At 73.4% G+C, this 19,206-nt stretch carries 15 protein-coding genes and 1 pseudogene; 7 read left to right on the top strand and 9 right to left on the bottom strand.

Annotated features, from left to right (window positions below):
• Positions 1-243: 243 nt before the first annotated feature.
• Positions 244-714 (bottom strand): hypothetical protein, encoded by a 471-nt coding sequence (locus Athai_RS22110; RefSeq protein WP_203963267.1) that lies wholly within the window; start codon positions 712-714, stop codon positions 244-246.
• A gap of 88 nt (positions 715-802) precedes the next feature.
• On the opposite strand from Athai_RS22110, the gene Athai_RS22115 reads away from it, so the two are divergent.
• Positions 803-1,432 (top strand): TetR/AcrR family transcriptional regulator, encoded by a 630-nt coding sequence (locus Athai_RS22115; protein ID WP_203963268.1) that lies wholly within the window; start codon positions 803-805, stop codon positions 1,430-1,432.
• 45 nt (positions 1,433-1,477) lie between these two features.
• Here the strand turns inward: Athai_RS22115 and Athai_RS22120 are convergent, their stop codons facing one another.
• The 3 genes and pseudogenes from Athai_RS22120 to Athai_RS22130 all read right to left on the bottom strand — a co-directional run bounded on the left by Athai_RS22120 (position 1,478) and on the right by Athai_RS22130 (position 8,054).
• Complete coding sequence (locus tag Athai_RS22120; RefSeq protein ID WP_203963269.1) at positions 1,478-4,438, bottom strand: carboxypeptidase regulatory-like domain-containing protein; 2,961 nt, start codon at positions 4,436-4,438, stop codon at positions 1,478-1,480.
• A 681-nt stretch (positions 4,439-5,119) separates the two neighbouring features.
• A pseudogene (locus Athai_RS22125) lies at positions 5,120-6,564 on the bottom strand (pyridoxal phosphate-dependent decarboxylase family protein).
• Positions 6,561-8,054, bottom strand: coding sequence for an MFS transporter (locus Athai_RS22130; RefSeq protein WP_203963270.1), 1,494 nt, complete (start codon positions 8,052-8,054; stop codon positions 6,561-6,563). Before Athai_RS22130 ends, Athai_RS22125 begins: the two are co-directional and overlap by 4 nt.
• Positions 8,055-8,298: 244 nt before the next feature.
• Here Athai_RS22130 and Athai_RS34340 point away from each other — a divergent pair, with 244 nt between their 5' ends.
• Together Athai_RS34340 and Athai_RS22140 are read left to right on the top strand one after the other, a co-directional pair.
• Positions 8,299-9,993 (top strand): gamma-glutamyltransferase, encoded by a 1,695-nt coding sequence (locus Athai_RS34340; protein WP_239157097.1) that lies wholly within the window; start codon positions 8,299-8,301, stop codon positions 9,991-9,993.
• A 181-nt stretch (positions 9,994-10,174) separates the two neighbouring features.
• Positions 10,175-11,401 (top strand): ISAs1 family transposase, encoded by a 1,227-nt coding sequence (locus Athai_RS22140; protein WP_275422524.1) that lies wholly within the window; start codon positions 10,175-10,177, stop codon positions 11,399-11,401.
• A 71-nt stretch (positions 11,402-11,472) separates the two neighbouring features.
• Here the strand turns inward: Athai_RS22140 and Athai_RS22145 are convergent, their stop codons facing one another.
• From Athai_RS22145 to Athai_RS22155, 3 genes are read right to left on the bottom strand one after another with little or no spacing between them, the layout of a single operon-like run.
• The gene (locus tag Athai_RS22145) at positions 11,473-11,841 is read right to left on the bottom strand and encodes a hypothetical protein (RefSeq protein ID WP_203963272.1); all 369 of its coding nucleotides are present in this window, start codon (positions 11,839-11,841) and stop codon (positions 11,473-11,475) included.
• Position 11,842: 1 nt separating this feature from the next.
• Positions 11,843-13,195: an RHS repeat-associated core domain-containing protein gene (locus tag Athai_RS22150; protein ID WP_476692259.1), complete on the bottom strand. Its 1,353-nt coding sequence runs from the start codon at positions 13,193-13,195 to the stop codon at positions 11,843-11,845.
• 12 nt (positions 13,196-13,207) lie between these two features.
• Positions 13,208-13,783: a TetR/AcrR family transcriptional regulator gene (locus Athai_RS22155; protein ID WP_203963274.1), complete on the bottom strand. Its 576-nt coding sequence runs from the start codon at positions 13,781-13,783 to the stop codon at positions 13,208-13,210.
• Between the two features lie 95 nt (positions 13,784-13,878).
• Here Athai_RS22155 and Athai_RS22160 point away from each other — a divergent pair, with 95 nt between their 5' ends.
• From Athai_RS22160 to Athai_RS22175, 4 genes are all read left to right on the top strand, one after another.
• Entirely contained in the window at positions 13,879-14,922 is a 1,044-nt protein-coding gene (locus Athai_RS22160) for an NAD(P)-dependent alcohol dehydrogenase (RefSeq protein ID WP_203963275.1), read from the top strand.
• A 188-nt stretch (positions 14,923-15,110) separates the two neighbouring features.
• Complete coding sequence (locus tag Athai_RS22165) at positions 15,111-15,602, top strand: RICIN domain-containing protein (protein WP_203963276.1); 492 nt, start codon at positions 15,111-15,113, stop codon at positions 15,600-15,602.
• Positions 15,603-15,729: 127 nt separating this feature from the next.
• Positions 15,730-16,344, top strand: coding sequence for a dihydrofolate reductase family protein (locus Athai_RS22170; protein WP_203963277.1), 615 nt, complete (start codon positions 15,730-15,732; stop codon positions 16,342-16,344).
• 34 nt (positions 16,345-16,378) lie between these two features.
• On the top strand, positions 16,379-16,759 hold the full coding sequence (locus Athai_RS22175; protein ID WP_203963278.1) for a VOC family protein: 381 nt from the start codon (positions 16,379-16,381) through the stop codon (positions 16,757-16,759).
• A 24-nt stretch (positions 16,760-16,783) separates the two neighbouring features.
• Here the strand turns inward: Athai_RS22175 and Athai_RS22180 are convergent, their stop codons facing one another.
• Positions 16,784-18,295, bottom strand: coding sequence for a sulfatase family protein (locus Athai_RS22180; RefSeq protein WP_239157098.1), 1,512 nt, complete (start codon positions 18,293-18,295; stop codon positions 16,784-16,786).
• Between the two features lie 105 nt (positions 18,296-18,400).
• Positions 18,401-19,192, bottom strand: coding sequence for a DUF6745 domain-containing protein (locus tag Athai_RS22185; protein ID WP_203963279.1), 792 nt, complete (start codon positions 19,190-19,192; stop codon positions 18,401-18,403).
• Positions 19,193-19,206: the final 14 nt, after the last annotated feature.

Raw genomic sequence — 19,206 nt, forward strand, 5'->3', positions numbered from 1 at the left:
TCCGAGCGGTGGTTCGGCGGGGCCGCCCCGCTCGTCGCTCGGACCGCTCACGGCCGGGAGCCCCGGCACGCTGCGCTCACCCCGTCATGAGACCACGCCGGTCCGACAGCCACCCACCGGCCACGCCCCGACCGGCGGAGCCGCCGCGACTCGGGCCGGCCTCGTCGTCGGCGCCGACCCAGCTGATCCGGCCGTCGTCGACGGCAGGTCTGTGGCGACCCGCCCGGCCGGCGCGGCGGGCGGTCAGCCGCGCGCGGTCGAGCGGTACCGCCAGGCCTGGACCAGGCCGACGATGCCGGCGATGCAGGGCAGCAGGGTGAGCGTGCCGAACAGGTACGGAACGATCACCTGGTAGTGCTCGCCGCCCACCGACAGGTTCGTCAGCGCGATCAGGACGCCGGCGGCGAAGGCGATGGCGCCGACGACGAGCCCCCAGCGCTTGCCGCGGCGCACGGCGCGGATGGTCAGCAGCCACAGCGGCACCCCGAGTGCCGAGGTGACGGCGAGGTAGATCGCGATCGCGTTGCGGTCCAGCGCGACGTCGTGCGCGCTCCAGTGCGGGTACGCGTCGCGGACGTGCTGGGCGAGCAGGCCGGTGGTGGCCAGGTCGAGCAGCGGCGCGGCGGTGGCGACGAGCGTCAGCGCGAGCCCGGCGTACAGCCAGAGCGGGCGCCGGGTGGCGGCCGACGGCGGTCGGTCGATGGTTGCGGTCACGGCTGATCCTCCCGAAATCTACGCCGTAGGTTTACGCCTCGTACGATACGTTCTACGGCGTAGGATTGCCAACGGGTGGGAGGTGGACGTGGCCAGGCGCACGCAGGGCACCTCGGCGGGGCTGGACCGCGGCAAGATCGCCCGCGCCGCGGTCACCCTGGTCGACCGGGACGGGCTGGAACGGTTCGGGGTGCGCCGGCTGGCCCAGGAACTCGGGGTCGACCCGATGTCGATCTACCACCACCACAAGGGCAAGGCGGCGCTGCTGGACGCGATGTCCGAAGTCGTCCTGGTCGAGATGATGGCCGACGCGGGCGACCCACCGGACGGCTGGGTCGAGACCGCCCGGTGGGTCGCGCAGCACTACCGCGCCCTCGCGTACCGGCATCCCGAGGTGTTCCCGCTGCTGGTCACCCGCGCGCAGACCGCGCCGGTGGCGCTGACGGCGCTGGACCGGCTGATCGGCGCGATGCGTACCGCCGGGCTGCCGGACCGGGTGGTCGCCGACGCGCCGATGACCCTGTTCGGCTTCCTCAACGGCTACCTGCTGGCCGTACTCAACGGGCAGCCCGGCACGACGCCCGCGGTCGACCCGTCCGGGTACCCGCAGCTGGCCGCGGTCGCGCCGCTGCAGGCCGACTACGGCACCAAGGCCGAGTTCGACCGGCTGCTCGACACCGTGCTCGCCGGCATCCGCAGCCGCGCCGCCGGGACCTGATCCCCGCCTCGGCGCGGCCCGCGGACAACCGCTGCCGGCCGGGACTCAGCCGGTCGTGCCGTCGGGCTGGTAGCCCAGCATGATGTCGTGGTCGTGCCGGGCACCGGCGGTCAGGTGCAGCGCGTTCGACACCGTCGGATAGCCGGATGCGACCAGGGTGTACTTCCCGGGCGGCATCCCGGCGAACCGGTAGCCGCCGTCCGGGCCGGTCATGCATCGCCCGGCCACCTCGCCGTCCTCCCCCAGCAGCGTCACCTGCGCGTCGGCCAGCGGCCGGTGGTCCCGGCCGCCGCGCGCGATGCCCACCAGGACCGCGTCGCCGGTCAGCGCCACCTCGACCGTCGCGGTACCCGTCGACGGCACCGTCACCGGCACCGCGGCCGGCCGGTACCCGGGCGCGTTGCCGACCACCGTGTACCCGCCGCCGATCAGTTCGGCGAACCGGAACGAACCGTCCGCACCGGCGGTGACCGCACCCAGCACCGCGCCGGAGGCGTCCATCAGCGACACGACCGCCGCGGGCACCGCGCTGGCACCGCCCGACAACCGCACCGTACCGGCGATCGCGGCGGAACCGACCAGGGTCAGGTCCAGTTGCACCGGCGCGCCGTCCACCGCCACCACCGAGGCCAGCGGCTGGTGCCCGCGCGCCCGCGCGATCAGCGTGTACGTGCCGGATCGCGGCACCGCCAGCTGGTACCAGCCGTCCGTCCCGCTGACGTCCCTGCCGGCCTGCCGGCCGGCGAGGTCGATCACCGTCACCGCGGCGTGCGGTACCGGCGTCGCGCCGGCCCGCACGTACCCGCGGACCGGGGTGCCCTCGCCGCGGCGCAGATCGGTGGTGCGCTCCGGATCGATGTCGAGGTGCGGATCCCAGTCGTCCGGTGCGTGCCGCAGGTCGGTCAGCCGCAGTACCGCGGCATCGTGCTCGCCGCTCGACGACGAGCTCCCGTCGAGGCCCGGCGCCGGCCGCCCGGCGAACTGCCCGGCGACCCGATCGCGGGGCTCCGAGGCGACCCGGTCGCGGGGCTCCGAGGCGACCCGGTCGCGGGGCTCCGAGGCGACCCGATCCGGGTCGCGGGGGCTGTCCGGCCCCGCCGCGCCCGCGGCCGGGCGGCCAGGCTGCCCCGGCGTCCCACCGGGCACCTGCCAGCCCACCGTGCCGGGCGGCAGCACGCCCGCGAGCTTGGCGCGTACCGCGGCGATGCGCTCGGCCTCGTCCGGCAACAGGCCCGGTACCGTCGCCTCTTCCGCGGCGGCCGGCCCCGGCCGCACCGTCCCGGGGCGCCCGTCGGGCTCGGGCTGGCCCGAGTCGGCCGCGGCCCAGGCCGGCACCGGTACCGCCGGGGCCGGCCGGGATGCCCCGTCGCGCGGACCCGGTACCGCGTCGTGCCGGCCGGCCGCCGTCGCCGAGTCGGCGGTCCGGCCGCCCACCGCCGCGCCCGACGCGGCCAGCGGCGTCCCGTACCGGTCCACGCCCGCGCCGCTCCCGGCCGCGGCGCCGGACTCGCGCGATCGTTCGACGGGACGGCCGGTCTCGTCGGCGGGATCCGGGGCCCCGTCGCCGACCGAGAGCGCGGCGGCGCCAGCAGGGGACGAGGCGCCGGCCGCGGCCGGATGCGAGGTCCCGGCGCCGGCAGCTGTCCCGGCATCGGTCGCAGAGACACCGCCGGCCTCGGCGAGGGTCCGGCCGCTGTCACCAGTGGCGGGGCCCGGGGCCGGCTCGGCGGACACCGAGTCACCAGCGGCGCGGACCGGCATCGACTCGGCGGACACCGAGTCACCAGCGGCGCGGACCGGCATCGACTCGGCGGACACCGAGTCACCAGCGGCGCGGACCGGCATCGACTCGGCGGACACCGAGTCACCAGCGGCGCGGACCGGCATCGACTCGGCGGACACCGAGTCACCAGCGGCGCGGACCGGCATCGACTCGGCGGACACCGAGTCACCAGCGGCGCGGACCGGCATCGACTCGGCGGACACCGAGTCACCAGCGGCGCGGACCGGCATCGACTCGGCGGGCACCGTGCCGCCGAAGAACGTGCCGTCCCGTACCGCGCCGTCGCCCCGGCCGTCGGCTGGGCCGGCCGGCGACCGGGTCAGCCAGTCCGCGTCGATCTCCTCCGGTTCGACGGCGGCGAGCCGCCGGAACGTCGCGCCGGATCCGGCCACCTCGGAACCGACCCGGTCGGCGCCCGCGGGGCCCCCGCCGGCGCTCGCGGGAGCCGCAGCAGCGCCGGTCGAACCCCGCCCGGTACCGGTGGCACCGGCGCCGCCGATGCTCGTCGGAGACGCACCTCCGGTGCCGGCTGTGAACGCACCTCCGGTGCCGGCTGTGAACGCACCTCCGGTGCCGGCTGTGAACGCACCTCCGGTGCCGAGCGCCGACACACCTCCGGTGCCGAGCGCCGACACACCTCCGGTGCCGAGCGCCGACACACCTTCGGTGCCGAGCGCCGACACACCTTCGGTGCCGAGCGCCGACACACCTTCGGTGCCGAGCGCCGACACACCGCCGGTGCCGGTCGAGGCGGCATCGCCGGTCGTGGTCGGAGATGCGCCGGCCGGGGCGGCAGTGGCGCCGCCGTCCGGGCGGGCAGCATGCGATCCGGCGGCGCCGGGCGGTGCGCCGGTGCGGGACCGGTGCGCGCCCCCGGCGTACCGCGACGGGCCGGCGGCGTCGCCCGCCTGCCGTGCGGATCCACCGGCCCGGACGGCGTCGCGTTCCGCGGCCGGCCGCACCGGCTCGGTCGCGGTCGCCGCCGGCTTCGGCGCGTGCCGCGGTTCGTGCAGCGTGGCGGCCAGGACCAGCAGGATCGCCGCGAGCAGGGCACCGGCGCCGATGCCGGCGGGCCAGCGCCAGCCGTACCGATCCTGGTCGATGTGGCCGGTCACGGCCAGTCCGGCGCCGGCGAGCAGCACGCCGATGATCAGGCCGGCAAGCACTGCCGGCAGCCACCAGATCCGACCCCGGCGTCGCGGTCTCGCCGTCGTGTCCACCACCTGTCGTCCCCCTTCGTCGCGCCGCGCAGGCACGCAGCGCGGCCCCGGTCTCGGCTCCGCCGGCCGGTCGACGGCCGCCGGGAAGGGTGGCGCGACGGGATGACCGGCGTGCGCCGGCCGAGGGGCCCCGTCGACGGTACCCGGGCGAACCGGACACCGCGCCGGCATCATACGCCGCCCCGCCGGCCGGAGCATCCGACCGCACCACCGGACGCAGCGCCACCGCGCCATGCCTGTCGCCACACCCGCCACACCCGCCACACCTGCCGCACCTGCCGCACCTGCCGCACCTGCCGCACCTGCCGCACCTGCCGCACCTGCCGCACCTGCCGCACCGACGGTCGTACCGAACGCGCCGGTGGCGACCCCGGTGGCACGCCGGCCCGCAACGGCCGGCGTCACACGTGCCACGCCACACCTGCCGAGTGCCAACGCATCGGCATCGCGCTGCGATGCCGATGCGTGTCGTCGTACCCGCAGGCTCAACGATCGAGTCGCGACGGCGACCTTCCCTCCGGAACACCGATGCGTGGGAACCGGCCGCCGCAGCACCGTGACCCACCCGCGGGCGCGGCAGGTCCGGCCCCCACGACGCGCCCCATGTCCGGCCGGCACGACGCGCGGCGCGGCCGGTCCGCAGGACGCGCGATGCGCCCGGCCGGGGTGGCGGAGCGCCGCGGGTCAGTGCGGTGGGGTCTGCAGCAGGCTGAGGAACTCGACGAGCAGTCCGGCGCGACGGTCCGGCGGCAGGGTGGCGAGCAGCGTGTTGACGACCGCCATCGACTCGGGCAGCCCGTCCGGGCCGAAGCCGGCTGCGGCGGCGAGCCCGGCCATCGCGTCGGGGCCGAGGGTGGCCGGGTCGAGGTCGGCGACCGCGGCGGCGAGCTCTGGTGGTACCTGGATGGGCCCGGCGGCGCGGGCCGCGGCAACCCCGTCGCGAAGCGCCGGGCCGAACGCGTCGACCTGGTCGGCCACCGCGGCGGTGACCGACAGGTGGATGCTGGCCGGCAGCGGCGGGTAGGGCAGCTGCGGCTGGGTGTGCCAGCCGCGGGCGGCGAGCTGGTCGGCCAGCACGTACGGGTCGGGGTCGGTGCAGGTGAACACGACCACCGAGGTCGCCGGCTCGGCCAGCAGTTCCAATCCGTCCACAGTGGACACCGCAGCGGCCAGCCCGGTGACCGCCGTGGCGGTGCGCTCGGCGAGCCGCAGGTACCCGTCGTCGCCGAGGTGGCGCAGGGTCGCCCAGGCGCCGGCGACCGGCCCGCCGGAGCGGGTGGAGGCGACGGTGGCGTTGAGCATCGGGTAGCCCGGCCAGCCGGCGTACCCGAAGTACTGCGGCCGGCGCAGCGCGGCGTCCCGGTGCAGCAGCACCGACACCCCTTCGGCGCGTACGCGTACTTGTGCAGGTCGACCGAGACGCTGGTGACGCCGGGCAGCTCGAAACCGAACGGCGGGATCGGCCGGCCGAGCCGCCGCAGGTACGGCAGCAGCCAGCCGCCGAAGCACGCGTCGACGTGGCAGCGCACCCCGGCGTCGGCGGCGCGCGCGGCGATCTCGGCGACCGGGTCGACCACCCCGTACGGGTAGCACGGCGCCGAGCAGGCCACCAGCACCGTGTCTGCGGTGATCGCGGCGGCCATCGCGGCCGGGTCGGGCCGCAGCGTGTCCGGCTCGACCGGCACCACGTCCAGCGCCACCCGCAGGTACTGCGCGGCCTTGGCGAACGCGGCGTGCGCGCTGGCCGGTACCACCAGCCGGGGCCCGGCGATCTCCGGGTGCGCGTCGCGGGCGGCCTTGACCGCGAGCAGCAGCGACTCGGTGCCGCCGGAGGTCACGTTGCCGACGACCCCGGCCGCCGCGTCGACGCCGCAGGTGACCTGCGCGGCGGCGGCGACCAGGTCGTTCTCCATCGCCAGCAGGCTGGGGAACGCGGTCGGATCCAGCCCGTTGACGTGCGCGGCGAGCGCGTACGCGGCGGCGGCCAGCTCGTCCAGGCCGGGCACCGCCGCGTCGTACACATACGCGAACAGCCGGCCGCCGTGGGTGGGCAGGTCACGCCCGCGCAGCGCGCCCAGCTCCGCCAACACCTGCTCGGCCGGTACGCCGTGGGCCGGTAACGCCGTCATCGCTGTTCCTCCTGATCGCTGGTACTGGTCGAGCCACGGTCCGAGCCGCCGTCCCGGGCTGCGCCGGGTTCTTCTTCCCCGCCGCCGCCCCGGGCAGCGCCACGGTCCCCTGCCCCGCCGCCCCTGACAGCACTGCGGTCCGCTTCCCCACCGCCGCCCCGGGCAGCGCCGGCGCCGTCCTCCGGCAACGCGCCGCCGCCCGGCGGGTAGCGGCGCAGCGCCAGCAGGCCGAGCAGCATCACCGCGGCGGGCAGCACGGTGAAGCCGACCAGGATGCCGGTACGGGCGGTCGCCGGCTGCGGCACGCCGCCGCCGGTGGACGACACGTACCCGGTGGCCGACAGCAGCAGGCCGAACACTCCGGGGCCGAGCGCCAGGCCGAGCGTCTCGCCGGCGGTCCACAGACCGGTGAACACGCCGGCCTGGCGGCGGCCGGTACGGGCGGTGGCGGCGGCGATGGTGTCCGGCAGCATCGACAGCGCGAACGTCTGCTGCCCGGCGTAGCCGATGCCCACCAGCGCGGTGCAGCCGTACGCCCAGCCGGCACCAAGCGCGCCGGCCGCGGCGAGCAGCAGTCCACCGGCGGCGAACAGCACGCTTGCGGTCCGGTACCCGGCGCGCTTGCCGAGGTGGCGGCCGAGCCGGGTCCACAGCGGCATGACCACCAGGGCCGGCCCGACGAAGCAGGCGAAGAGGATCGAGTTGGCGCCCGGCCGGTCGAGGACGTGGTCGGCGAAGTACCGGACGCCGGCGAGCATGGTGCCGATCGCGACCGCCTGGACGACGAAGCAGGCCAGCAGCCGGACGAACGGCGGGTGCGCCGCGGCGACCTGCAGCTGGGCGCGCAGGCTGCCGGCGGCGGTGGCGACCCGGCCGGTCGGCGCGCCGGCGGTGAGCGCGAACGCGGCGAGCGCACCGACCGCGATCAGCGCGCCGACCCCGACCCCCATCGCCCGGTACCCGCCGAGCCCGCCGACCGCGTCGACCACGGCCGGCGCGAGCGCGCCGCTGACCAGGATCGCCAGCGCCAGGACCACGATGCGGGCGCCGGCGAGCCGGGTGCGTTCGGTGCCGTCCTCGGTCAGCTCGGCCGGCATCGCCACGTACGGCACCTGGTAGGCGGCGTAGGCCGTCGCGGTCAGCAGGAAGACCACCGTGACGTAGCCGGCGCCGGCGGCGCCGCTGGCCGGCCCGGCGAACAGCGCGGCGAACAGCACGGCGACGGCGAGCCCGCCGCCGAGCAGGTACGGCCGGCGGGCGCCGAGGCGCGTCACGGTGCGGTCCGAGATGCGGCCGGCGAGCGGGTTGGCGACGATGTCCCACGCCTTGGGCAGCAGTACGAGGATGCCGCCGAGTCCGGCGGCGACGCCGAGCGTGTCGGTCAGGTACGGCAACAGGAGCAGGCCGGGCACGGTGCCGAACGCGCCGGTGGCCAGCGAGCCGAGCGCGTAGCCCAGTCGTACCCGGGTGGGCAGCCGATCGTCGACCACCGCACCTCCTCTCGGCCAGGGCGTTCGTGAGAATTATTCACGCTCTGCTTCTGGCCGCCGATGTTATGGCCACCCGGCCGCGCACGCCAGGCGCTGCACGTATCGTGCTTGCCAGGGCACGCTACGTCTTCCCAGGAGGCGGGGCGTGTCCCGACCTGGAACCACCGGCAGCCATCCCGGCGCGACCGCGCCCGAAGTTCGTGCGGCGATCGCACCGCCTTGCCGCCGGCCGCACGTCGAGGGGGTGGAAGCGACGCCAGCCGGTATCGCCGCCGGACACCCGGCCACCGCGCAGGCCGGACTGTCGATCCTGGCCGCGGGCGGATCGGCCGCCGACGCGGCGATCGCCGCGGTACTGGCCGCCTGCGCCGCCGAGACCGTCCTGACCGGGCTGGCCGGCGGCGGCTTCGCCACCTACTACGACGCCGCCAGCCGCACCGTCACCTGCCTGGACTTCTTCGTCGCGGTACCGGGACTGGACGGCGACGTGACCACCCCGACGCCGATGACGCCGGTGTCGATCACGCTCGGCACCGTACCCATCCCGTACGAGATCGGCGCCGCCAGCGTGGCCGTTCCCGGCGTACCGGCCGGCTGCGGCGCGCTGCACTCCCGTTGGGGGCGGCTGCCCTGGTCCAGCGTGCTGGCACCGGCGGTCGAGCTGGCCCGGCGCGGAGCCGAACTGCCCGCCGCGCAGGCCCACACGCTGCGCGCGCTCGCCCCGGCGATGCTGCCCGCCGACGGCGCCCAGGCGTACGCGCCGCGCGGCCGGCTGCTGGAGGGCGGCGAGGTGCTGCGCCACCCCGGCCTGGACAAGGCGATGGCGATCCTGCGCGACGACGGCCCCGAAGCCTTCTACACCGGAGCCGTCGGCCGGGCCATGATCGACACGGTACGGGCCGGGGGCGGCACGCTCGGACCCGCCGACCTGGCCGAATACCGCGTGCTGGAGCTGCCCGTCGGGCATGCCGGCTTCGCCGGGGCGCACGTGTACGGCAGGCCCGACGACCTCAACCACACCATCGACACCCTCGCCGCACTCGACGACGCGGTGCTCGGCACGGACCGTACCCGGCGGGCGGTGCTGCTCGCCGACGCGCTGCGCGACCATGCGCTGCAACGGCTCGGCGACACCACCAACATCTCGGTGATCGACCCGGACGGCAACGCCTGCGTGGTCACCACCACCCTCGGCCTCGGCGCCGCCGTCTGGCTGCCCGGCCTCGGCGTGCACCTCAACTCGATGCTCGGCGAGGGTGAGCTGATCATCGGCGCGCTGCCGCCCGGGGCCCGGATGAACAGCATGATGTGCCCGCTGGTGGTCACCGCCACCGAGGCCGGCCGGGCACACACCGGGGCGGCCGCCGAGGTACCCACCGGCACCGGCGACGACGTCGCCGGCACGCAGCCCGGCGCCGGGCTGCCCGACGACACCCGGGTCGAGGTCAGCACCGTGGTCGGCCCGGAGCACCCGGCCGCCCACGAGTCGGTCACCGAACTCGGCGACGTCACCGCCCCGATACCCGGCACCAGCCCACCCGGGCCGGGTACCGGCACGGGTCCGGCGCCCGGGTCCGGGCCGGGACGCGGCGGGCCGGGCTCCGCTGAGCCGGTCGGCCCGCACGGGGACCTGCTGCTCGCCGTCGGCGCCGCCGGAGCGTCCCGGATCCGTACCGCGCTGGCGCACACCCTGCTCGGGGTGCTCGTCGACGGGCTCGACCCGGAGACCGCCATCGGCCGGGCCCGCTTCCACATCGTCACCGACACCGCACACGCCGAACCCGGCGTACCCGACGACGAGCTGGCCGCGCTCGTCGACGCCGGCTACCAGATCCACCAGTGGCCCGACCTGGACCACTACTTCGGCGGCGCCTCGGCCGTCGGCCGTACCGGCGCCGGCGGCGACCCCCGCCGCGGCGGCATCGGCATGCACCTCTGACGGTGCACGCGTGGGCCTACTCAGGGCTCCGGCGTGTTCCGGGATTGTCGGGTATGTCTGGTATTTAGTGGCGGGTCCGGTGACGAGGTGCGGGCACGTCACGTGATCATGAAGGTCTCTGAGGTCTTCCTGATCGGGGTGTGGCGTGCCCACAACAGTATTGTCGCGTACCGCGAATCGTGTGGTCACTGCTGGCGCCGAGGGGCTTGCTCTGGCGGCCAACGCTTGGTCGCGGTTGGAGCAGGTGGCCGATCCGCGGTCGCGGCGGGGACGCGTCTATCCACTGGAATGCTTGCTGGCGATGGTGTTATGCGCGCTGACCGCGGCCGGCCATGACCGGCTGTCGGCGGTCGGGCAGTGGCTGGCCCGGCCAGCCAAGCCGATCTGGCCCGGCTACGGGCACCCTACGACCCGGCCACCGGCCGCTACCGGGCGCCCGAGGAAAAAGATGGTCCGGGTGCTGCTGGACCGGCTGGACCCGGCGGCGTTGACAGCGGCGCTGTTGGCATCAGCGTCCGACCCGACGCCTGCCGCCGGGTCCAATGCGTCCTCACCGTCGAGGGCAGCGTCGAGGTCGGTGCGGGCCTACCCGGCCCGGCGTCGTGACCGGCAGGCCCAACAAGCCGCTCGGCGGCTGCCGGCGGTGGCGGTGGACGGCAAGTCCTGCCGAGGCGCCCGAGGCGGCGATGGCCGCCGGGTGCATCTGCTGGGGCTGGCCGAGCACGGTGGTGGGCTGCTTGACCAGGTCGAGGTCGGCGCCAAACGCAACGAGACCGGCCACTTCCGGCCGCTGCTTCAGGGCAAGGATCTGACCGGGGTCGTGGTCACGTTCGACGCGTTGCACACCGTCCGCTCCAACCTCGACTGGTTGGTAGACAACAAGAAAGCGCACTACGTGGCCGTCGTCAAACGCAACCAGCCGCTGCTGCACGCCCGGTTGGCCGGGCTACCCTGGTCGCGGGTGGCCACCGGCCACATCATCCGCGAGTCCGGGCACGGCCGTGATGAGACCCGCAGCCTCAAGACGGTGTCCTGCGACCAGCTGGACTTCCCGCACGCCCAGCAGGCCGTGAAGATCATTCGGTGGCGGCGGGACCAGACGACCGGCCGAGTCTGCCGCGAGACGGTCTACGCCGTCACCAGCCTGGCCACGACTGCTGCCACCCCGGCCGATCTGGCCCGACTGGCCCGCGAGCACTGGCACATCGAGGCGCACCACCACATCCGGGACGTGTCATTCGGCGAGGACGGCTCGACCAGCCGCACCAGCCACGGGCCGGTCAACCTGGCCACCCTACGGGCGGCGGTCATCGCCGCGATCCGCCGGGCCGGCTACCTACACGTGCCTGAGAGCCGTCGGGACCACACCACACCAGCGGAGGCGATACGGCTACACCACCTGGACTGAAACGGACATTCCCGGAACACGCCGGAGCCCTGGCCGCACCCGCAGGCGTGGATGTACGTGCCCTTGGCTAGTCAGTCAAACGAGTGGCGCTTGGCATCCTCCTTCGTCCTGTACAATTCGCCCCAACCAATAACCTGAAGCTCGTCGGCGCGAATGGGGCTCTGAGGTGCGTGAGAGCCGGCACGGGGAATAGCGATGAATACGAAGCAAGGGAATTTCTCAATCGAATATATTGACACACCCTCATGGCGGGCCGACAAAATCACCTTAGCGAGATCGGACCCATGACCGAAGTCCTGTCCGATCACTGTTGGCGACAGCCGAGCCTCGACAGCTTCCTTGCCGGTGTCGAACACCAACATTCGTTCAAATACGCACTCACGGACTGGTTCAAAACGGACGCTGTCAAGCGAGCTCAAATAGTAAGTATAATCGATCATTTCAGAACCCCGGGTTGACGCCACTTACGCGATTGACCGTAATTGGACCGGTCTCCATCCAATTTGGGATAATGTATTCAGTCAGGCCGCCCTTCATCCCATCAAGAGGCAAAGCACTGCGGCGCAAGACCACGGCGGTCGGGTCGTTGAGCGTCCCCTCGATGACGAATTGTCCAGTATTGGTGGCACCGCTAGCGCCTCCTGAGGGCAGCCCTGCTGCATCACGATAATCAGCCACGCTTCGCGGATCCGTGGGCGACCATGAAGCCCCTCCAGCCTTCGAGTCTCCACCGTACACGCGGTAGAGAGCCTGCCCCTTCGATGGTTCCGCGCCCGTGTCCGACGCGTGTTTGACCTGACTCGCGGTATCCGCGAGCCCCTTAGGCGTCTTTGAGCCTCCGCTGCCTGAGCTCTTGGCCGGGTCCTTGCCCGGGGGTTTGGCCGACTTGTCTGCTGCCTTTTCAGCGTCCTTGGTCGCTGTTTTTTGAGCCCCCTTGGTCGCCGCCTTTTCGACGGTCTTTTCGGCCCCCTTCTCGGCCGATTTCAATATCACCTTTTCGACGAGCTTCTCGCCGCCCTTGAGTACCGCTTTCCCGGCGAGTTTGAGGAGTTTCCCGCCAGGGATCAGGCCGATGAGCATGGATCCGCCGGAGATGGCGGCGTTCTTCCACTGTCCTTCGGACAGGTACCAAACGGCGTTCGCTCCGTCGGCAATAACCCCGACGTACGGCATGTATCCGAGAAAGTCCAGGGTGCTGTGATCTCGGGCCTCGTTGCGGTGATGCGCTTTCGGGTCAGCTTCATACGCGCGGTTGAGCGGGTAGTAGTCGCGGCGCCATGCTGTGCCACCGGTGTAGCCGTCCATGAAGCGCTCGTACTGTTCGTCGGTGGCGAAGGCGGTGCTGCCGACGGCGTTGAGGAGCTGCCCGGTGGGGTCGGCGTGGGTGATGGGGCTGTTGTTGGCGTAGGCGTAGCCGTTGAGTTGCTGCGGATCAGAAGGATCCGCGACCGGGTCGGCGGAGATGAACCGGCCGGTGTCCGGGTCGTACTGCCTGGCGCCGAGGGTGGTCAGGCCGGTGTCGGCGTTGGTGATGCCGCCGACGAAGCCGTGGTCGCCGATCCAGTCGGGCAGGGTGCTGCGGGCGGTGCCGAACGGGTCGGTGTAGCGGTAGGTGGCATCCCTGGTCGTCGCGTCGACCTGCACACTGTCGGTACCGACCTGATCAGCGATCAGCCAGGTAAGCCCGCCCGGGGTCCGGACCCCGATGGTGGCGCCGCCGAAGCTGTAGTAGCGGGTGCCGGTGACGGTGCCTGCGCTGTCGGCCCACAGTTCGGTGCCGTCGGGCAGCCACAGGGTCGTCTGGGGTCAGGGGGCGAGGGTGCGGCGGACGGAGTCGCGGAGCAGCGCGCGGCGGCGTTCGTGGTCGGCCGCCGGCTCGTCGGCGCTGGCCGCCCAGGCGCCGCTGGCCGGCGACCAGGCCAGGGCCATCCCGATCACCAGGACGAGCAGGTCGAACGGGTCGCCGTCGCGGATCTGGCCGGCGGCCTGGGCGGCGGCGATGGCGGCGAGTTTCGGTCCGTCGTCGGTGTCGGAGAGCCGGGCGGTGTGCCGCCGCTCCAGCCGCAGCCAGGTCATCAACCGGACCAGTTCCGGGTGGCGCAGCGTCTCGTCGTAGAGCCCGACGGCCCAGCCGGGCAGGTCGGTGGCGTCCAGCGGGACGGCGGTGAGCAGCCGGCCGGCGCGGTCGGCGATGACCGCGTCGAACAGGCTGTCCTTGTTGCCGTAGTACCCGTAGAGCTGGGCCTTGTTGGTGCGCGCCGCGGCGATGATCCGGTCGATCCGGGCGCCGGCGATGCCACGCTCGGCGAACTCCGCGGTGGCCGCGTCGAGGATGCGCCGGCTGGTCGCGGTGCCGCGCGCGGTCGTCGGCAGTTCGGGCATGCGCCGATCCTAGCGAACAGACCAGTTGGTTTGTCTTTCTCGCCCGCGCTCGCTAGCCTCGATGCAGACCGAATAGTCTGTCTGGGAGGCCTCACATGCGCACCACCGTCGGCTGGCAGAGCACCGACCACTCCCCCGCCCTGCGGCGCACCGAGTTCGACCGGCGCGACCTGCGCGACGACGACATCGCCGTACGGGTCGACTACTGCGGCGTCTGCCACAGCGACCTGCACCGCATCCGTGGCGTGTTCCGGGACGAGGGCGCGCTGGTCCCCGGCCACGAATTCACCGGCACCGTCACCGCCACCGGCAGCGCGGTCACCGCGTTCACGCCCGGCGACCGGGTCGCCGTCGGCACCGTCGTCGACTCCTGCGGGGAGTGCGCGATGTGCCGGGCCGGTCAGGAGAACTACTGCCACCAGGGCGCCACCAGCACCTACGGCGGCACCGACCGCATCGACGGCACCCCGACCAGGGGCGGGTACAGCCGGGAGTACGTGTTGCGCGACCGGTTCGCCTACCGGCTACCGGAGGCTCTCGACGCGGCGACCGCGGCCCCGCTGCTGTGCGCCGGCATCACCATGTGGGAGCCGATGCGCGCGGCCGGCGTCGGCCCCGGCAGCCGCGTCGCCATCGCCGGCCTCGGCGGGCTCGGGCACCTCGGCGTGAAGTTCGCCGCCGCGCTGGGCGCCGAGGTCACCGTGCTCAGCCGGACGCCGGACAAGGCGGCCGACGCGTGCCGCCTCGGCGCGACCGACCTGCTCGTCAGCACCGACGACGACCAACTGGCCGCCGCCTGCGGCCGGTTCGACCTGGTACTGGACACCATCTCGGCGCCACACGAGGTACCGCCGCTGCTGCGACTGCTGGCCCTGGACGGCACCCTGTGCGTGGTCGGTTGGCCGGGCAGCATTCCGCTGCAGGTGATGGACCTGATCTACGGGCGCAAGAAGCTGACCGCGTCCGGGACCGGTGGCCGCGCCGGTACCGCGGAGATGCTGGCGTTCGCCGCCGAGCACGGCATCGGTGCCGACATCGAGCTGCTGCCCTCCGCCCGTGTCGAGGAGGCGCTCACCCGGCTGGACCGCGGCGACGTCCGCTACCGCTTCGTCCTCGACCTCGCCGACCTCGACACCTGACAGCACGACACCTGGCATCGAGGACACCGGCACCCGGTTGCCGGGGCACCGGGAACCGGGGCGCGCAGTGTGGCGGCGGCGGCGGCCATGGCGTGTCCTGTTTCAGGCGAGGCTGAAGCAGCTGGAGCCCGGCGTGGTCGGCGCACAGGATGGGCGCACCGATCCGGTACGACCACGAGGGAGAAGCCATGCAGCTTCGGATCACCGCGCCGACGCGGTTGGGCGGCAGGTTCCTGCGGCTCACGATGTTGGCGGCCGCCGCGCTCGTCGCGATGGTGCTGGTCAGCAGTCAGGTCGCGCACGCGTCCTCGATACGAAAGATCCACAACGAATGGACCGGTCGCTGTGTCGGGGTGGCCGCCAGCATGACGGTGCCGTTTCCCGAGACCTGCGCCTACGGCAGCGCCCAGTCCTGGGTCACCACGACCGTGTACACGCACGTGGACACGTTCAAGAACGCGATGACGGCCACCTGCCTGGACGACAGCAGCTTGGGCCTGCGGCTGGTCACCTGCAACGGGCTGAACTACCAGGAGTGGCGGGTCACCTGGTACGGCGCCTGGGCCGAGCTGCGGAACGTCCACACCAACCGCTGCCTGGACGACACCAGCGGCCACGGGCTGCGCGCGGCCGGCTGCAACGGGGGCGCCTGGCAGCGCTGGCAGGTGCCGATCGTCTGACCCCCCTGGTACGAGCCGTGCCGGTGCCCGCATCGTCCGGGCACCGGCACGGAGCCGTACCGGCGTCCGGGCACCTGGCCGGACGACCAGCCGATGAGTTCGGGGCACCGGCATCGTCGGTACCGGTATGACTCGAATCATCGCGGACATCTCGATCTCGCTGGACGGGTTCGTCACCGGGCCCGACCCGGGCCCCGCCAACGGCATGGGTACCGGCGGCGACGCCCTGCACGCCTGGGCGTTCTCCGAGGACCCGGACGACCGGCGGCTGCTGCGCGAGGCGACCCACCGCTCCGGCGCGGTCGTGCTCGGCCGCCGGCTGTTCGACGTGGTCGACGGGCCGGGCGGGTGGAACGACGAGGTGGGCTACGGCGCCGGTGAGGTCGGCCGGCCCGCGCTCGTCGTCGTGACCAGCACACCGCCGGAGTCGGTCCGCCTGACCAACCTCGACTGGACCTTCGTCACCACCGGTCTGGCCGACGCGGTCGCCGCCGCCCGGCAGCGCGCCGAAGCGGCGTCGGCGAAGCGCGGCACCGACCTCGATGTCGTGGTGATGGGTGGCGGCGCCACGGTCGGCTCGGCGCTGGCCGCCGGCCTGGTCGACACGCTGTCGCTGCACCTGGCGCCGGTGATCCTCGGGTCCGGCACGCCGCTGTTCGTCCCCGGCGCCGGGCGCAGCCTGGTACAGCGCAGCGTGCTGGCCACCTCGACCGCCACCCACCTGACCTACGACGTCCGCTGAGGACGGTCGCAGGAACACCGAAGGGAGATGGGCGATGCACGTGGGGCCGATCATCACGGTCAGCGATCTGGACCGGGCACGCGAGTTCTACGAGGGCGGGCTCGGCCTGACCGGTGAGCCCACTCCGGGCGGTTGGCTGCTTCGGGCCGACGAGGGCACGGTGATCTACCTGCTCGCCGGGTTCTCCGACGCCGGTACGGCCAGCTGGCCGGTGGCGAGCTTCCGGGTCGCCGACGTCCGGTCGACGGTGCGGAGGCTGCGATCGCGCGGGGTGCCGTTCCTCGGGGCGGCGGAGCTGCCGTTCCAGCTCGACGACGACGGCGTCTCGGCGGACACCCCGGGCCTGCGGGTGGCGTGGGTCCGCGACCCGGACGGCTCTGTGCTCACCGTCTTCGGCCGTGACCCCGAAGACTAGTCCCGCTGGCCCGCAACGGTTCCGTCAGGACGGATGGCCGGCGGACCAGCACTGGTCGGCGCCGTGGCAGTTGTGCAGCGCCGCCGTCTCGGCCTTCAGCGTGGCCAGCGTGGACGCCGGGAGTCGACCGGCGACGTTGTGCAGCTCGTCCGGGTCCCTGGTCCGGTCGTAGTACTCCACGGCACCGTCGTCGTAGCGTACGAAGGTGGCGGTGGCGGTGCGCAACGCCTGGTACGACGGCGGATTGCCGCTACCTCTCGGCGGCAGGTCCGGGTCGGTACGATCGGCGTCCGGACCGTGATGCTCGACCAGCGTCATGGTGCGCCAGTGCGCCGCGCTACCGCCGTGCAGCATCGGCACCAGGCTGTGTCCGTCCACACTGGATGGTGTGACGCCGCCGCCGAGCTGCTCGAACGTGGGGCACAGGTCGATGTTGGACACCACCGCGTTGCTGGTGCGTCCGGCGGGGATACCGGGCCCGGCGGCGACCAGCGGCACGCGCACGTCGGTGTCGAACGCGGTCTGTTTCCCGGGCATCAGCCGGTACTCGCCCATGTGGTAGCCGTTGTCGGAGCTGAACACGATTACGGTGTTGCGGGCCACGCCGGCGGCGGACAGCGTCGACCGCAGATCTCCGATCATCTTATCGACCGCCCGCACCGACTGCACCCGCTTGCGGAACGCGCGGTCGATCTTCGCGGTCTTCGCCGGGTTCAGTGCGGGGCGGTGGGCCAGCCAGGCCGGCGCGGCGCTGGGCGTGGTGTTCCACGCGGGATCGCGCGGAGCCCGCAGCCCGGGGAACCGGTGCGCGTCCCGCGGCGCCGGCGTGTACGGTCCGTGCGGCGCGAAGGTCGCGATCTCCAGCAGGAACGGCTTCTTCGCGCCGGCGGACGCCTTGATGAAGTCCTGTCCCTTGCGGCTGACCACGTCGGTCAGGTAGTCGGACGGCTCGTGTCCGTAGTGGACGATCCGGTGGTTCTCGTTCAGGTCGTAGTCGAACTCGCCGTAGCCGTTGCCGGCGACGTCCCACTCCGACCAGCCCGGCGGCACGTAGTCGCTGGTCCCGTCGACGGGCCCGCCCGGCTGGTACCCGTTGAGGTACTTGCCCATCATCGCCGTGCGGTAGCCGGCGGCCCGCAGCGAGGTGGCGAAGGTGTCCTGCTCCTTGCCGCCGGCGTGGAACACCCGGAAACCGCCGTCCGGCGCGCTGTTGGTGTAGACGCCGGTGTCGTGCGGGTACTGGCCGGTGAAGATCGACGACCGGGACGGACAGCACAGCGAATCGGTCACCGAGTAGTCGTCGAACGACATGCCGGCGTTCTGCAGCGCCCGCACGTGCGGCATGTACCGGGCGAGGTTGGTGCTGAGGTCGTCGGTGAGCACGAACACGACGTTGGGTCGGCCGCCGGACCCGCTGGCCGAGGCGCTCGGCGAGGGCCGACCCGACAGCGTACCACCGGTGCAGCCGGCGGCGACGACCAGGGCCGCCACCGCCAGCGCTCCGAGCGTCGCGTACCTGCGCGTGCGTCGCATCATCCGGCCAGTGTCGGTGCGGTGCGTGACGGCCAGGTCAGCGCAATGATCGAGCCAGGTAAACCTGTGGCGGCCGGCCGGATCCACGATCCGGCCGGCCGGCGCGAGTCAGTGCAGCAGCGGGTGCCAGCCGTCCCGGTAGGCGACGCCGCCGGGGCGCAGGCGCAGCTCGTCGTGCCAGGCGCCCTGGATCGGTTCGGTACGAAGGGTTTCCGGGCGTTCGGTGAGCACGCAGACCCGCTCGCCGGGCCACCACCAGCCGCAGGAGCGGGCCAGGTCGGCCCAGTCGGCGAGCTGCTCCAGCGGACCGGGCTGGTAGCGGGCCAGGCCGACCCGTCGCAGCATGTCGTAGTAGCCGATCCACGGCACGTCGTGCTGCCCGTACCAGCAGACCGGCAGCGGCAGGCCGGCAGCCAGCGCGGTGTGGATGGGCTGTCGGAGGCCGGTGGCGACGCTGCGCTGCAGCGCAGCGTGCACGCTGCGGTGCAACACCACGTTCAGCGGTGTGCCGGCGGCCAGCGCGTCGCGTGGCGGCAGCATCGGCCAGGGGTCCTTGGACTTGGGTCGACGCGCCGGTGCCAGTTCCGGATCGCCGCGGTCCACGCTCGCGCTGAGTGCGCCGCGCAGCCCGGACGCGGCCATGGCCAGATCGCTGGCCAGCGGCGGCGACACCGCTCCGGGCCGGCGGATCACCTGGTACAGGTCGTCGATGGTGGGCAGCCCGTCGAGGTACGGCAGCGCCGCGTGCGGCGAGTCGGCCCAGTGGAACCGCGGTACCGGCCGTCCGATCCTGGCGTAGATGCGGCTCAATGCGCGTTCGGCGGTGGGCCGGTCGGCGGGATCGGTGCGCAGCGCGTGGCCGAGCCATTCCTGCCGGATGTCGACTGCTTCCTGCCACAACCGAAGGCTGCTCC

It is taken from the genome of Actinocatenispora thailandica, from assembly GCF_016865425.1.
GTDB classification, from domain to species: Bacteria; Actinomycetota; Actinomycetes; order Mycobacteriales; family Micromonosporaceae; genus Actinocatenispora; species Actinocatenispora thailandica.

Coding starts and splice junctions, on each gene's coding strand:
- Athai_RS22180 (WP_239157098.1), bottom strand. CDS start 18,295: ATGATGCGACGCACGCGCAGGTACGCGACGCTCGGAGCGCTGGCGGTG.
- Athai_RS22145 (WP_203963272.1), bottom strand. CDS start 11,841: ATGATCGATTATACTTACTATTTGAGCTCGCTTGACAGCGTCCGTTTT.
- Athai_RS22175 (WP_203963278.1), top strand. CDS start 16,379: ATGCACGTGGGGCCGATCATCACGGTCAGCGATCTGGACCGGGCACGC.
- Athai_RS22155 (WP_203963274.1), bottom strand. CDS start 13,783: ATGCCCGAACTGCCGACGACCGCGCGCGGCACCGCGACCAGCCGGCGC.
- Athai_RS22165 (WP_203963276.1), top strand. CDS start 15,111: ATGCAGCTTCGGATCACCGCGCCGACGCGGTTGGGCGGCAGGTTCCTG.
- Athai_RS22160 (WP_203963275.1), top strand. CDS start 13,879: ATGCGCACCACCGTCGGCTGGCAGAGCACCGACCACTCCCCCGCCCTG.
- Athai_RS22170 (WP_203963277.1), top strand. CDS start 15,730: ATGACTCGAATCATCGCGGACATCTCGATCTCGCTGGACGGGTTCGTC.